Here is a 13,819-nt window from a genome sequence, read left to right on the forward strand (position 1 = left end):
GACACAGCGTTACAGACTTAAAGATTTATTTGGTCTGTGTTACGAAATATCGTCGGGCTGTGTTTACTGGTGAAAGCCTTGATTTGATTGAAAAAACATTTCGTGAGGTGTCCTAGAAGGACGGGGCTTGTGTCCCGTCTTTTCGGTCATTCATCTGGTTGAGGCTGGTAATTTGGTTATGAATAATAGGTAATTGGTGATAAAATATTTTTGGCTTAGATATATACTCAAAACCCGCATTTTTTATGCGTTCTACTTATTCCAAATCCAATTTACCGGAAAAAATCTGTATAGTCTGTCAACGTCCCTTTACTTGGCGGAAAAAATGGCAAGATTGTTGGGATGAGGTAAAATATTGCTCAGAACGTTGTCGCCGTCGTCGTTCTCACCCTAAAAATGAGACTTAGGAAACATTGACCACGACTGACAATTAACATTTAATATGATAATGAAAAAATAAGAAAATAACATGACATTACAAGTACAACCTAAATTAATTATTCATGGTGGCGCTGGTAGTTCTCTCCAAGGTAAGGGAGGATTAATAGCGGTTCGCAACTCTTTATCTAAAATTGTTGCAGATATTTATACTCTTCTACTAAACGGTGGGACGGCAACTGAAGCTATAGTCAAGGGTTGTCAAATGTTAGAAGATGAACCACGCTTTAATGCTGGTACTGGTTCTGTATTGCAATCTGATGGACAAATCCGCATGAGCGCTTCTATGATGGATGGGACTACTGGCCGTTTTAGTGGTGTAATTAATGTGTCACGGGTAAAAAATCCTATTGCAATGGCACTATTTTTACAAAGTTCTGATGACCGGGTTTTGTCTGATTATGGTGCAGCCGAGTTAGCGCGAGAGTTGCAAATTCCTATTTATAATGGTTTAACTGATTTGCGCTTGCAAGAATGGACACTGGAACGCCAGGGTAATTTTCAAAGAACTATGGCTGGTGTGGTAGCAGAACCAGAAATGGCAGTAAGTAGTAATGCTGGTAGAGGTACTATTGGTGTTGTAGCTTTAGATGGTTATGGTAAATTAGCTGCTGGTACTTCTACTGGTGGTAAAGGCTTTGAAAGAATTGGTCGCGTCAGTGATTCAGCGATGCCGGCTGGTAATTATGCAAATATTCACGCGGGTGTTAGTTGTACAGGTATTGGTGAAGATATTATTGATGAGTGTTTAGCCGCTAAGGTTGTGATAAGAGTAACCGATGGAATGTCTTTACAGGATGCAATGCAGAAATCATTTACAGAAGCGAAGAAGAATAATAGAGACTTTGGAGCGATCGCTCTGGATGCCACTGGCATGATATCCTATGGTAAAACCTGCGAGGTATTACTAGCTGCTTACCATAATGGAGAAAACATTGGTGATACTTTAGAATGGAATGATCAAGAATTAATTGGTCATTAGTCAGTTGTCAGTTGTCAGTGGGAAGAGTAAAGATAAATATTTTCCTTATTTTCCCATTTATTCTTTTTTGTGATTTTGTGGTAAAAAAATGAATCTTCCTTTAACACAATCTGATCATGATGTTCGCGCAGCATTAAAAACAATTTGGGGATATGATGATTTTCGTCCTCCCCAAAAGGAAATTGTTAACAGTTTAATCTTACAAAAAGATGCTTTAATTATTATGCCTACAGGAGGGGGAAAATCTATTTGTTTTCAACTTCCCGCACTACTAAAAACGGGATTAACTTTAGTAATTTCCCCTTTGGTGGCGCTAATGGAAAACCAAGTTGAGGAATTACGTCAAAAACAGCAAAAAGCAGGACTTTTACACAGTGAATTACCCGCATTACAACGACAGAAAACTTTACAAGCTTTAGAAAAAAAGGAATTAAGATTATTATATTTATCTCCTGAAACCTTACTGAGTCCAATAGTTTGGCAAAAATTGTCTAATCCTCAACTACAAATTAATGGTTTAATCCTAGATGAAGCCCATTGTTTAGTCCAATGGGGTGATACTTTTCGTCCAGCTTACCGACGCTTGGGAACTGCGCGGGAAGCGTTGTTAAAATCAAAACCACCAGGAACAAAAATTAGTATAGCAGCTTTTACGGCCACTGCTGACCCTTTAGCTCAAAAGATTATTTCTCAAGTTTTAAAATTAGACAAACCTGATATTTTTAAGATTAATCCCTACCGACAAAATTTAAATCCTATTGTCCGAATTGCTTGGACTCCTAAAGGGAGAAAACAACAATTATTAAATTTTATTCAAAAAAGACCAAAGCAAGTTGGTTTAATTTATGTAAGAACTCGAAAAGATAGCGAATATCTCAGTCAATGGTTAATAGAAAATGGCTATCAAACAGCTAGTTATCATGCGGGGTTGAGTCCAGCAGAACGTCGGAATATTGAAGCTAATTGGTTAGGTGGAAAAATCCTGTTTGTCGTCTGTACTTGTGCTTTTGGTATGGGGATAAATAAATCTGATGTCCGTTGGGTAGTTCATTTTCACGCACCACATTTATTATCTGAATATGTACAAGAAATAGGAAGAGCGGGAAGAGACGGGAAACCTGCTGATGTTTTAACCTTGGTCAGTGAACCGACAGGATTTTTAGATTCTGGGGATAAACAAAGACAGAAATTTTTTGAACAACAACTACAATTACAACAACAAAAAGCGCGAAAATTAGTTAAGAAGTTACCACCCCAAGGGGAAATAAATAGTGTAATTAAAGAATTTCCAGATAGTGCGGTGGCGCTTTCTCTTCTCCATAGTAACGGACAATTGGAATGGCTTGATCCTTTTCATTATTCTATTTCTTCTCAGTCAGTAAATTCGTCAAAAACCCAATTACAAGCTGGTAAACAAATGACTTCATATCTAACGATTAAACAGTGTCGTTGGCGGTTTTTATTAAATGCTTTTGGCTTTGAAATACCAACTGTTAATTGGTGTTGTGGACATTGTGATAATTGTAAAAATTAATTTTTAATTCTTAATTCTTAATTCTTAATTGATTCTTCTGGGCTACAATATTTATTCAACTGAACACCTAAAGTATCCGATTGTTTACCAGCGGTTTTAGCTGCGGTTGTCAGTGCGGAATCAATTTCTTTTCTAGCTTTTTGAATTTTTATTGTACCATCTGAAGATGCTTCTGCTGTTTTAGTATCACCAAGAGCCTTAGAAGCTTTACCTATGGCTTGACTGAGATGATCAAAGATTTTGATAAAACTGGTTTCAAATGCTTTTAATTTGGGATCTTTTAAGTTTAATTTCTCAAGTTCCTGAGTGACATTTTTTAAATCCTTAGATAATTTTAAACTACTTGATACTTGTTGACCTTTTTTAGTGTCAATCAGTAATGTACCATGATTAACGGCTTTAATCAATCGTTGACATTGGGAGGTTTTACTGTCACTACAACTGGTAATTAATAAAGCAATGCTCAGAGCAACAGGAGCAATAACTGGATAACGAGAAAACAACATTTAAGAATTTAAAAAGTTAAGATTAAAAAGAATTGGAAACGGGGATTTAAACCCCCAAATTTAGGAAAATAGGAAGCAGAGCATAGATTAAAGATATGACCGCAGTTTTTATCTATTTAAACCACAGATTACCTTCTTTCTTCGCGCCTTTCCTACTTCGCGCCTTTGCGCGAAACAAAAACCGTGGTTCATTGACCAGCAAAATCCCTGTCAGCCGACACTTTACCAATCTACTGGTAAACCCAGTTTATCTAAGGTTTTGCCATCTTGCAATAGTGGTTGAATATCGCTATCTATTTGGATTTTACCATTAGATAAGACTAAAGCCCGTTGGGTGACTCTTCCTAGCCACTGGAGATCATGTGAAGCTATTAACATCACTTTTACAGGTAATTCTAATAATACTTGGGCTAAATGTCGTCGCCATGCTGGGTCTAGTCCGTTAGTTGGTTCATCTAAGATGAGAATGTCAGGATTTAGGGCTAAAATCGCTGCTAAGGCGGCTAAACGTCTTTGTCCTCCAGAAAGTTCATGAGCGGAACGGTGGGCGTAGGATTCTAATCCAAAGTTGGCTAATAGTTGATGAGCTTTATCTTTTGCAGCTATGGATGAAATACCATAGTTAAGGGGTCCAAAGGTGATATCTTCGAGGATTGTGGGCATAAATAATTGGTCATGAGGATCTTGAAAGCTAAAACCAATTTGTTGCCTGATTTGCGGTAAAGTGTTTGGCAATATCGGTATACCGTTAATCCAAATTTTGCCGCTTTGGGGATGTTTTAAGCCAATGAGGTTTTCTAATAAGGTGCTTTTGCCTGAACCAGTAGCACCCATTAAAGCGACGCGATCGCCTGTCTGTAAGCTAAAAGAAATTTCTTGTAATACAGGGTGCTGTTGTGAATAAGCGTAAACCAGATTTTGGACGGTAACAACAGCAGTATGGGGTTGAGAAAGAGAAATTTGGGGATTAGAAGTTAATGATGTCAAGATTCACCACTCAAATAACAGTAAGGTAAGAACTTAGGGTTAAACAAGCAGCTATCACCCCAGCTATTAACAAGATAAAACGTTCTTTCGGTTTGGGGGGGGAATCTAGGGGTAATTGTCCATTATATCCACGGGCTACCATAGCACCATAAACTCTTTCGGCTCTGTCGAGGGTGCGGAGATATAAAGCCCCAATCATGGCAGCACTAGCATAACGTAGCCATCCTGCTGTACCATTTAAACCACGTAGTTGGGCACTGCGCTGCATTCGTGTTACTTCTAAGAGTAATATTTCTAAGTATTGTCCAGCGAGAATCAGGTTTTCCTTTAATGGTGCAGGTATGGGTAAGCTTTTGAGCGCAATACCCAAACTGTGGGGAGGTAAGGTTAATAAAAAGCCATTCATGACAATTAAACAAATTAGGGAACGCACAAGCAAAAAACTAGCTCGTTCCCATCCCAATGGTAAGGCCACCAGGGATAAAAAAATTAATTCTGTACCCAGTAGACCGCCTAATTTGGGTAGGGGTACTTGTAACAAATAAATCCAAACAAGAGCGATCACCCCGTATACTAGTAAATTAGACCAAGTATGATACTTTAAAAAAGCTGCCCCAATTACAATAATTAGGGACAATTGCAAGCGTAATGGTAGGGAAATTTGCATCATAATTAAGCATTGTTCGGTCTAATAATTTTGGCAATTCCAAAAGCTATACCAAAGCAAGCTGTAGCACCTATCAAACCAGCAATACTTGTACCGATTTTCCCTAAACCCTGAATACTGTAATCAGCTAAAGGTGTGGGGACAATTACCCGCACATTTTCCGCTAAATCAATAAATCCTAAGTTGATTGCTACCTTTTCCAAACCATCAGGCCAAGCAGAAGCACCTAGGGATAATACACCAGAAATCAGTAAAATACTGACAATGGGAACTAACCAGCCTCTAATTTTCTGTTCTTCACCTGGTAACAAATCTGGACGAGTTGTAGCTAAGTAATTTAGTACCCCCCCAGTAATTAATCCTTCACCTACACCAATAAGAATATGTACACCCGCCATGGTGGGTAAAACTAGGTTGACTGCTGCTGTTCCAGACAGAGCTAATTCAATAGCACAAGCTATAGCGGCAACAACTACACTAACTCCCGCTGCTATCCCTGCCGCTAGGGGTAAACGCCCTTGAGAACCGCCAAATAGTCTTTGTAAAGTTTGCGTTAATCCCCAAGCCACCCACACGCCGATGACTCCCATGTTAAAAATATTTGCTCCCAAGGCAGTAATTCCACCATCGGCAAATAACACGGCTTGAATAATTAAAACCGTGGCAATACATAACATTCCTGCCCAAGGACTACCCAAGATAATGGCTGCTAAAGCCCCTCCCAATAGGTGGCCGCTTGTCCCCCCCGCTACGGGAAAATTAATCATTTGGGCGGCGAAAATAAAGGCTGTGGTTAAACCGAGAATGGGGGCGCGACGAATGCCAAAAGCTGTTTGCGATCGCTCAAAAGCAACAAATAAAGCTGCCGCACTGGCTAAACTGGTAGCGACTGCAACTGGCACAGAAATAAATCCATCGGGTATGTGCATGAGATTGGTGTTTTTTTAATGTGTTTTTTGCAGACTAATTATCAGTAATATAACGACTAACAAAATTAATAGCAAACTAAAATTTGTCTGTCTTGACAATACCCTATTGGTGGATATTTGGGAATTTATTTAGAGGATTTTTGTAATAAAAAATACGTCAAGTTATATATTTATTTTTTAAATTGTTAACATCTATAAATCTTTATGACATATTCTCACATTTCTATCCGCTTCAATAGATAAGGAGTTTCAAGCTTTGTTAATTTAAGTCTGAATTAGGCAGACAATCGAAAAAGAAGGACAAAAAATAGCTATAGAAATCAAAAGTTTTCTTAATCCTTCAAAAATTACAGAACTTTATGCTGCATGAGGACAATTTATAATTTATCGTCTTGCTTTACAAGAACAAGAACCAGAACGGACATTATATTTAGCAGTTCCTATTACTGTTTACAATGAATTTTTTATACTGCCTTTTATTCAAGCAGTGATTAAAATGAATCAACTTTATTTAGTAGTTTATAATATTGAAAAAGAGGTAATAGCAGAATGGCAAAATTAGAAGAATATCGGCAATATATTCAGAACTTACTGAAACAACACGCTAGTATGGTTTGGGATAAACGCATTCAAGCACAGACAATTTTTGATCTTGAAAATAACCATTATCAATTAATTTATGTAGGTTGGCGTGATCAAACTCGTATTTATGGACCTGTTTTACATCTAGATATTATTGATGATAAAATCTTACGTGGCTATTTAGAAAGTTTGAAATCTTCTGATATTGACAAATATATCAGTTTGGGTAATGAATGCTTTCATAAAAAGGACTACAAGGGAGCAATTAATAATTACGATGAAGGTTGAACCATTAATTGAGTAATCATTATCCGTTCACAGTTTCTTTATTTCCATTATGTCAGCAAAAATCCTGAAAATCCTGATTCTGACAAATAAAATATCAGGTTCTACCCCCAGCTTTCTTAACTGTTCTATCAATCTTTCCTTTTGTCTTCTTTCCTGTTCTGTCAGAGTCAACATCCAAGGAAATTGATTTTTATTCTTGACGAGGATCTGATAGTGGTGGATGCCAACCCGCTTCTACCCAAAAACGCCGAGCAACTTGAATAGAAGGCTCATCACGTCTTTCATCATTGAAGTCAAAGCGATCGCTAGTAGCTCTTCCTGTAGGCGTTGTACCTACAATTTTTATACCATCTTTTGTCCAAATGAAATTCTCTGACCATTCTTGCTGACGAGGGTTAAATAAAGCAACTTGCTCTTGAGTTTTAGGATCAGTAGCTACTATAAAATTATAATGACGCTCATTACAGCGATGACAAGCCAAGGCTAAATTCTCCAGTTCATCTGAACCCCCCAAAGACTGCGGCATAATATGATCAATGGTAAACCGGTCGGGACTCAGATATTCAGGAGAGTGGCAATATTCACAGAGAAATTTAGCTCGTTTTCTTATAAGTCGTCGAGTTGGTTCGGACACCATTTACTTTTAGCCGCTAGTTGAGCATTAATTAAGGTAAATATTCGCTGTAACTCCGAGATACCTACATATTCCGCTTCCTCTTCAGAAGTCAGCGTATCAGATTTTTTCTTTGCTAATAGTTCTTCAAAACGTATCTGCAGTTCTTCGGTAAATTTAAATAGATAAATATTACCAAATTCACTCATCTTCATACCAGAAGATATTAAAGACGAAGGTTGAACCATTAATTGAGTAGCCATTGTATGTTCACAGTGTCTTTATTTCTATTATCTCATAAAAAATCCTGTAAATCCTGTAAATCCTGAAATCCTGGATATCCTGATTCAGACAAAAATCCTGAAAATCCTAAAATCCTGGACATCCTGATTCTGACAAATAAAATATCATATAATAGTGAATAAATAGTCACCTTAATTAACTATGCAAACCACAGAATCACCCTTACAATTACGGCTGTGGACTGTTGATGAATACCACAGAATGGCTGAAGCAGGAATATTTGAACCAAGTGAACGGGTAGAATTATTAGAGGGGAAAATAATCTGGATGATTGCTAAAGGAACAGCCCACCGTTCAGCAGTGGGAAGAACATATAAGTTGTTGGAAAATAGAATTGGTCATAAAGCTTGCATAGCTATTCAAGACCCTGTAAAATTAAATGAAAGGTCTGAACCAGAACCAGATATTGCTGTGGTGAAAATAGATCCCCTAGACTATGCAGATCATCATCCTACCCCAGCAGAAATTTATTTAATTATCGAAGTTGCAGATAGTAGTTTAAAACTAGATACAGAAATCAAAGCTAAAGCTTATTCTCAAGCAGGAATTAAGGATTATTGGGTATTAGATGTAGTGAAACGCGAGTTAATTGTATTTAGAAATCCCACAGCAGAAGGTTATCAAAATCGAGAAATTATCACAGAACATCAAAACATATCTCCTTTAGATTTTCCTGATTTAGAAATTGTAGTTTTCCAGATGCTACCTCTTGTCTAAATACTGTTAAATTATCTTCCAAAGCGATCGCTTTTACTCGCAATCTTACATCTTTAATAGCTGCCCCTGTAGTGCTATCCTTGACCTCAAACGCTAAATTTGCTCAAAGTTTCCCACAGTCGCCATTGTATCCGCTGTAATCCCCAATGTACTAGGGTGCAAGTGCCATTTGTTCTCTAGTCAGCGGTAAATGAACCAATATATCATAAATAGTCCTGAAAATTATTTTTCCAAGTTATTGACAATAATTCCTGATTCCTTTACTATACATAAAGCTAAGTGTAAATTATTTATAACTTACCGTACCTGCATACCCTTATTAGTCTTATGTCTGACAACTTTACTGAGAGTAAAAATAAAATTTGGCATCGTCGTCAACTGCTACAACTGGGATTTTCCGGTGCATTCATGATCACGACAGGGACAATTTGGCAAATTTTAAACAGCAAAAATTATGCCAGTGTCAAAATACCACCCATAAAAATAACAGCTTCTAATGGTGCTACTAACCCCATGCAGGTGTTACGAGATTTTGATTATGGGACAATTAAACAGGAAAATGGGCGCGTAGTCCGCGAATTTCGCTTAATTGCTGGTACTTCCACCATTCAGCTTAATAGTGCTGTCTCCTATAATATTTGGGATTTAAACGGACGCATTCCTGGACCCACACTCCGGGCTAAAGAAGGAGAAAAAATAAGAATACTTTTTCTCAATAATGCCGGACATTCCCATTCTTTGCACTTTCATGGAGTTCATCCCGCTGAAATGGATGGTATCAAACCCATAGGTAATGGCAAGGCAACCATATATGAATTTGATGCCGAACCCTATGGCGTTCATTTATACCACTGTCATGTCGCTCCGGTTACTCGTCACGTTGCCAAGGGATTATATGGAATGTTTATTATTGATCCTCCTAAACCCCGTCCCCCTGCTGATGAAATTGTTTTAATCATGTCTGGCTATGATGTAAATGATGATAACCGCAATGAGTATTATGCTTTTAATGGCGTGCCACATCATTATATGCACCATCCTATTCAAATTTATCAAAATCAGTTAATTCGTGCCTATGTTTTGAATATTATTGAATTTGACCCCGCTGTAACGTTTCATCTTCACGCTAATTTCTTCGATGTTTATCCTTCGGGAATGACAATGAATCCCAGTGTAAAAACGGATGTTTTAACCATGGGTGTAGCAGAAAGACATATTTTAGAATTTGCTTTTAAGTATCCAGGTAAGTATATGTTTCATCCTCACCAAGATGCTATTGCTGAAAGCGGTTGTATGGGACAATTTGCAGTAATTTCAGAAAAAGACTCCTAAAATTTTGAGTATTGAAAAAGTTAAGAATTTTGTATTTTGAAAATATATTGAGACTAAAATATTTATGCAATCAAGTTTTTATCTAAAAACCCGTTCCCAGATCAAATATAGTTCTATAAATTTTCATATTCTGACAAATTTATTAGCTTCATATATAAGTAATAATTATCATAAATCAAGGAAAATATAAAAAAAAATCACAAAAGATATTTCTTTTTTTGCTAAAAGAATGTATGATTTAATAATCACAAAAATATCATCCCATTATCAAATTAATAGCACATCTGAAAAAGTTAATTTTGCTAAGACAATTCCCAACTAAATATTAACTTAGAAGTTATTTGGGGTAAATTTAGCAGTTATAAATCATGATGAGATAGAGATTTTGGTAATTAAATGAATATTTTTGATCACATCATTACAGGAGCATTGATAGTGTTAGACTCAGGCATTAATTCAACTTCAGAAACCTTTCCCAAACAGCTAGATATCGCCAAAGTTACTGTGTATGGATTGAGTATTTTATCAGCAGGAATGTTTCTATTTTTGCCATTTTTTAATCTTTTACATCCCAGCCCTTGGCAGCGTTCCATAGGCACAATTCACGGCGTAGGAGCATTGCTGGCAACAGTTGTTGCTGTGTATACAGGACATTTAGCCTTTCCCTTGCTACGAGGTGCAAGTAAGATATTACCGCAGATGCGTACCCTAACATTTTGGTCTAGTGTAATTGCATTTTTGGGTATCGCTACAGGCAATTTAGCATATATGCGTTATCGGGCTGGAATAGAATTTGGTGGTGCAAGAGCTTGGCTAAAAGAAAACTCCCCTTTAGTCCAATATGTACTTATGGAATACCACGAATTTAGCGTTTTATTTACCTTGCCATTAGGGGTAGCTTGTAGCTGGATTTTATGGCAATATGGCGACTCAATTTTAGAAAAACAAAACCGTCCCGTTCTCACAGCTACTTGTGTGGCTTTAATAGCCATGATGTTTTTTGCCATGGGTGGTTTAGTAACTGGAATTGGTGTCGCTAAAATTCACGCTTTGTAATTAGCTTTGTAATTAAATTCTTGAGGATTATTTGATGAATAAACAATCTCAATTTTCTGAAATCGCACCAGAACCACAACCTATATATGGTAGATTTTGGCAGTCATGTAAACAATTTCCCCGATTTTTAGCAGCAGGTTCAAATCATCCACCAACGGTTTCTGGACCGGCAGCGGCAGCTTTAATTAGTGCAGCAATTGGATGTTTTACAATGATGGTGGCACATCATTTTTCTGATACTAATAAAAACATAGAGAAAATGATTTGGTCATTGGGAAGTTGGATACCAGGCAGCCATAACCCCAGTAAAATGTGGGGTAATATTGGCAGTTATTCTGGGAAAGAAACAATCTTACTTATTAGTTGGTTGGTGAGTTGGGCTATTCTTTCCCTACTTTGGAACAACAAAAAGATTAAATCGAGAACGATATTTTTCTGGCTGTTTACCTTAATGGTTGCTGCTACAGCAATGAGTTGGCATCCTCTTTTTCCCTATTTACCATTAACCTAAATCAAGCAAAAAATCAAGGGACTGAATTATGCAAACACAAACAACAGAGAATACTAGCAAAGAAAAGATACTAGGGAGAGATTTACACAAATATATCTGGCTTTTAGTCGGGGTTTTTGCTCTCTTGACTGTTACTTATCCTACATCTATGATGCGCGTTAGTCAGAAGGAAAAGTTTAAAGGCTTTCATATTAAGTCCTTACCCGCTGAAAGCAAATATTACTCCGATTCTGCAAAGTAAAGACCCCATGCAGCTTTGACACAAGCATTTGCAATGGAGTCTAATTAGGTTTTCTTGTTTTTAGTTTCTCATTTCCAGGCGGCCACCTGGGAATGAGTACCCAATTAGATTATAAGCTTTAATACCTTGAAATCGGAGCATTAAGAGAAAATAAAAATAAAATATTAAAATTATACTCAATTTCTCTAACTAGTTGATAAAAACTTTTATTTATGATAAATTACCATAGACAGCTATTGCAAATACTTATTAGTTTTTGACTGGATATCAGAAAAATAGCTAAAACTTTGACTTAAATCCTATTTTGGAGTAAAAATGATTAAATTCCGTTATTTATTCCTGTCTATTGCTGCTTGTACCTTAATTTCCTTGAGTTCTTGTACCGGCAATACAGTAAAATCAGATATTAAATCAACACCAACTGTAGCCCAAGTGGCAGAAACTAGCACCCATAGCGGTCATAGTGGTAAAGCTAAAATTAATATCAATAATGCAATTTTATCGCAGTTAGATAAATTAGAAGCTACATTAGGAATTCCGGCTTTATCTAACAAAATTCAAGCTAATCGTCCTTATGGTAATCCAGCAGATTTAGTCAGCAAAAAAGTAATTACTCAACCACAGTTTGACCAAATTAAAGATATGGTGACAGTGGAGGAAGTTGTATTAACAGGTGAAGCCAAAGATATTGACTATATGACAAAATTGGGATTAATGAAAGGACATCTTTTAGTAGCCCAAGAACTGTTAGATCAAAATCAACCCAAACAAGCTCAACCCCATATTGGACACCCAGTAGAAGAGATTTATATTGATATTGAAGAACAATTAGATGAACGTAAAGTTAAAGAATTTAAAAGTAACTTAGTCAGTTTAACAGATTTAGTGAAATCCAATCCCAAGGATGCCAAAATAAAAACTAATTTTACCACTGCTATGCAAGCTGTTGATAATGCTATTGCTGTTTTACCAACCGAACAACGCAGCCAACCCGAATTTATTCTACCAGTAATCAACAGTTTATTAGATGCCGCTAACTCAGAATATGGTGCAGCAGTAGCAAAAGGTAAAATTAGCGCCCCCATTGAATATCAAGATTCTCGTGGCTTTGTAGTCTATTCTCAAGAACTATATAAAAGTATTTCTAGTCAAATGATCCAAGAAAATCCCGAAGCACACAAAGCCATAGATACAGCTTTTGGAGAATTAGTCAAAGTTTGGCCTGCTGCTATTCCCCCAGCGCAAGCAGTCAAAACCCCGGAAGATGTTACCAAACTAGTGAAAACCATTGAGGAAAATACTCAAAAAGTGCGAGAAAAAACTCACAGTAAAACCATGAGTTAGCATTTTCACAATATTAAAAGTCCAGAATAAACAGTTTAAAATCATAAATAAGGGAGAAAATAATTTATAGCTAAGGGTGAGAATATTTTCATTTTGGATAGGACTTACGCACAAATCACGGAATAACGAACCACAGAGGCACGGAGGACACGGAGGAATGAGGTTTTCAGAGATATTTTGCGTAATTCCTATCTAAAAAAGTGTAATTTATTGCTCATAATTAGTAACTCAAGACTCTCCTCATGTAATTTTGCTCAACTTAACAACTAATGCAAGAACTCGACCACCAAAAAACCATTGATATTCTCAATTCCATTATGGAATTTGAATTAGCAGGGGTAGTTCGCTATACCCATTATTCCTTAATGGTGACAGGTCCAAATCGTATTCCTATTGTGGCATTTTTCAAGGCCCAAGCCGCAGAATCTTTATTACACGCTCAACAAGTCGGAGAAATTCTTACAGGTTTAGAAGGACATCCTACATTAAGAATCGCTCCCATGGAAGAAACTTTCAAACATAATGTTAAAGACATTTTACAAGAAAGTTTATCCCATGAAAAGAAAGCTTTGGATATGTACAAAAGTCTTCTAGAAACCGTCGCAAATGCTAGTATTTATCTAGAAGAATTTACCCGTGGTATGATCGGACAAGAAGAAATGCACAATCTCGAACTCAAAAAAATGTTACGGGATTTCAGTTAATACAACAGCAGTCAGGAGTCAGGAGAAGCAAAATCTACAACTGACAACTGACAACTAACAACTAACAACTAACAACTAACAACTA

At 36.8% G+C, this 13,819-nt stretch carries 17 protein-coding genes and 2 pseudogenes; 13 read left to right on the plus strand and 6 right to left on the minus strand.

Annotation, left to right across the window (positions count from 1 at the left end; all coding sequences use genetic code 11):
• The 4 genes and pseudogenes from H6G44_RS15560 to H6G44_RS15575 all read left to right on the plus strand — a co-directional run.
• A pseudogene (locus H6G44_RS15560) lies at nucleotides 1-113 on the plus strand (IS200/IS605 family transposase); the annotation flags it as partial.
• Nucleotides 114-245: 132 nt separating this feature from the next.
• A complete protein-coding gene (locus tag H6G44_RS15565; RefSeq protein ID WP_190387498.1) occupies nucleotides 246-407 on the plus strand; it encodes a DUF2256 domain-containing protein in 162 nt (53 codons plus the stop codon).
• Between the two features lie 62 nt (nucleotides 408-469).
• A complete protein-coding gene (locus tag H6G44_RS15570; protein WP_190387497.1) occupies nucleotides 470-1,420 on the plus strand; it encodes an isoaspartyl peptidase/L-asparaginase in 951 nt (316 codons plus the stop codon).
• An 88-nt stretch (nucleotides 1,421-1,508) separates the two neighbouring features.
• Nucleotides 1,509-2,954 (plus strand): RecQ family ATP-dependent DNA helicase, encoded by a 1,446-nt coding sequence (locus tag H6G44_RS15575; RefSeq protein WP_190387496.1) that lies wholly within the window; start codon nucleotides 1,509-1,511, stop codon nucleotides 2,952-2,954.
• A gap of 17 nt (nucleotides 2,955-2,971) precedes the next feature.
• Here H6G44_RS15575 and H6G44_RS15580 read toward each other — a convergent pair whose 3' ends face one another.
• The 4 genes from H6G44_RS15580 to H6G44_RS15595 form a co-directional block, all read right to left on the minus strand.
• Nucleotides 2,972-3,460 carry a hypothetical protein gene (locus H6G44_RS15580; RefSeq protein ID WP_190387495.1) on the minus strand — a complete coding sequence of 163 codons (489 nt, stop codon included), beginning with the start codon at nucleotides 3,458-3,460 and terminating at the stop codon, nucleotides 2,972-2,974.
• 222 nt (nucleotides 3,461-3,682) lie between these two features.
• Nucleotides 3,683-4,447: an energy-coupling factor ABC transporter ATP-binding protein gene (locus H6G44_RS15585; RefSeq protein WP_190387494.1), complete on the minus strand. Its 765-nt coding sequence runs from the start codon at nucleotides 4,445-4,447 to the stop codon at nucleotides 3,683-3,685.
• 10 nt (nucleotides 4,448-4,457) lie between these two features.
• Nucleotides 4,458-5,117 carry an energy-coupling factor transporter transmembrane component T family protein gene (locus H6G44_RS15590; protein ID WP_190387493.1) on the minus strand — a complete coding sequence of 220 codons (660 nt, stop codon included), beginning with the start codon at nucleotides 5,115-5,117 and terminating at the stop codon, nucleotides 4,458-4,460.
• Nucleotides 5,118-5,119: 2 nt separating this feature from the next.
• Complete coding sequence (locus H6G44_RS15595; protein ID WP_190387492.1) at nucleotides 5,120-6,043, minus strand: energy-coupling factor ABC transporter permease; 924 nt, start codon at nucleotides 6,041-6,043, stop codon at nucleotides 5,120-5,122.
• Between the two features lie 286 nt (nucleotides 6,044-6,329).
• Here H6G44_RS15595 and H6G44_RS15600 point away from each other — a divergent pair.
• Both H6G44_RS15600 and H6G44_RS15605 read left to right on the plus strand, forming a co-directional pair.
• A pseudogene (locus H6G44_RS15600) lies at nucleotides 6,330-6,605 on the plus strand (element excision factor XisH family protein).
• Entirely contained in the window at nucleotides 6,593-6,913 is a 321-nt protein-coding gene (locus tag H6G44_RS15605) for an element excision factor XisI family protein (RefSeq protein ID WP_190387491.1), read from the plus strand. Before H6G44_RS15600 ends, H6G44_RS15605 begins: the two are co-directional and overlap by 13 nt.
• Before the next feature lie 190 nt (nucleotides 6,914-7,103).
• On the opposite strand, the gene H6G44_RS15610 is transcribed toward H6G44_RS15605, so the two are convergent.
• Together H6G44_RS15610 and H6G44_RS15615 are read right to left on the minus strand one after the other, a co-directional pair.
• A complete protein-coding gene (locus H6G44_RS15610) occupies nucleotides 7,104-7,550 on the minus strand; it encodes an HNH endonuclease (protein ID WP_190387490.1) in 447 nt (148 codons plus the stop codon).
• Nucleotides 7,520-7,789: a hypothetical protein gene (locus tag H6G44_RS15615; protein WP_190387489.1), complete on the minus strand. Its 270-nt coding sequence runs from the start codon at nucleotides 7,787-7,789 to the stop codon at nucleotides 7,520-7,522. Before H6G44_RS15615 ends, H6G44_RS15610 begins: the two co-directional genes overlap by 31 nt.
• Before the next feature lie 181 nt (nucleotides 7,790-7,970).
• Here H6G44_RS15615 and H6G44_RS15620 point away from each other — a divergent pair, with 181 nt between their 5' ends.
• From H6G44_RS15620 to H6G44_RS15650, 7 genes are all read left to right on the plus strand, one after another.
• Nucleotides 7,971-8,546: a Uma2 family endonuclease gene (locus H6G44_RS15620; protein WP_028090221.1), complete on the plus strand. Its 576-nt coding sequence runs from the start codon at nucleotides 7,971-7,973 to the stop codon at nucleotides 8,544-8,546.
• Nucleotides 8,547-8,873: 327 nt separating this feature from the next.
• Nucleotides 8,874-9,878 (plus strand): multicopper oxidase domain-containing protein, encoded by a 1,005-nt coding sequence (locus H6G44_RS15625; protein WP_190387488.1) that lies wholly within the window; start codon nucleotides 8,874-8,876, stop codon nucleotides 9,876-9,878.
• A 435-nt stretch (nucleotides 9,879-10,313) separates the two neighbouring features.
• The gene (locus H6G44_RS15630) at nucleotides 10,314-10,934 is read left to right on the plus strand and encodes a hypothetical protein (RefSeq protein WP_137907761.1); all 621 of its coding nucleotides are present in this window, start codon (nucleotides 10,314-10,316) and stop codon (nucleotides 10,932-10,934) included.
• Nucleotides 10,935-10,968: 34 nt separating this feature from the next.
• Nucleotides 10,969-11,445: a hypothetical protein gene (locus tag H6G44_RS15635; protein ID WP_190387487.1), complete on the plus strand. Its 477-nt coding sequence runs from the start codon at nucleotides 10,969-10,971 to the stop codon at nucleotides 11,443-11,445.
• A gap of 28 nt (nucleotides 11,446-11,473) precedes the next feature.
• Nucleotides 11,474-11,686 carry a hypothetical protein gene (locus H6G44_RS15640; protein WP_190387486.1) on the plus strand — a complete coding sequence of 71 codons (213 nt, stop codon included), beginning with the start codon at nucleotides 11,474-11,476 and terminating at the stop codon, nucleotides 11,684-11,686.
• A gap of 315 nt (nucleotides 11,687-12,001) precedes the next feature.
• On the plus strand, nucleotides 12,002-13,030 hold the full coding sequence (locus H6G44_RS15645; protein WP_190387485.1) for a ComEA family DNA-binding protein: 1,029 nt from the start codon (nucleotides 12,002-12,004) through the stop codon (nucleotides 13,028-13,030).
• A 269-nt stretch (nucleotides 13,031-13,299) separates the two neighbouring features.
• On the plus strand, nucleotides 13,300-13,734 hold the full coding sequence (locus tag H6G44_RS15650) for a ferritin-like domain-containing protein (protein WP_190387484.1): 435 nt from the start codon (nucleotides 13,300-13,302) through the stop codon (nucleotides 13,732-13,734).
• Nucleotides 13,735-13,819 lie beyond the last annotated feature (85 nt).

The organism is Aphanizomenon flos-aquae FACHB-1287, assembly GCF_014698755.1.
GTDB lineage: Bacteria > Cyanobacteriota > Cyanobacteriia > Cyanobacteriales > Nostocaceae > Dolichospermum > Dolichospermum flosaquae.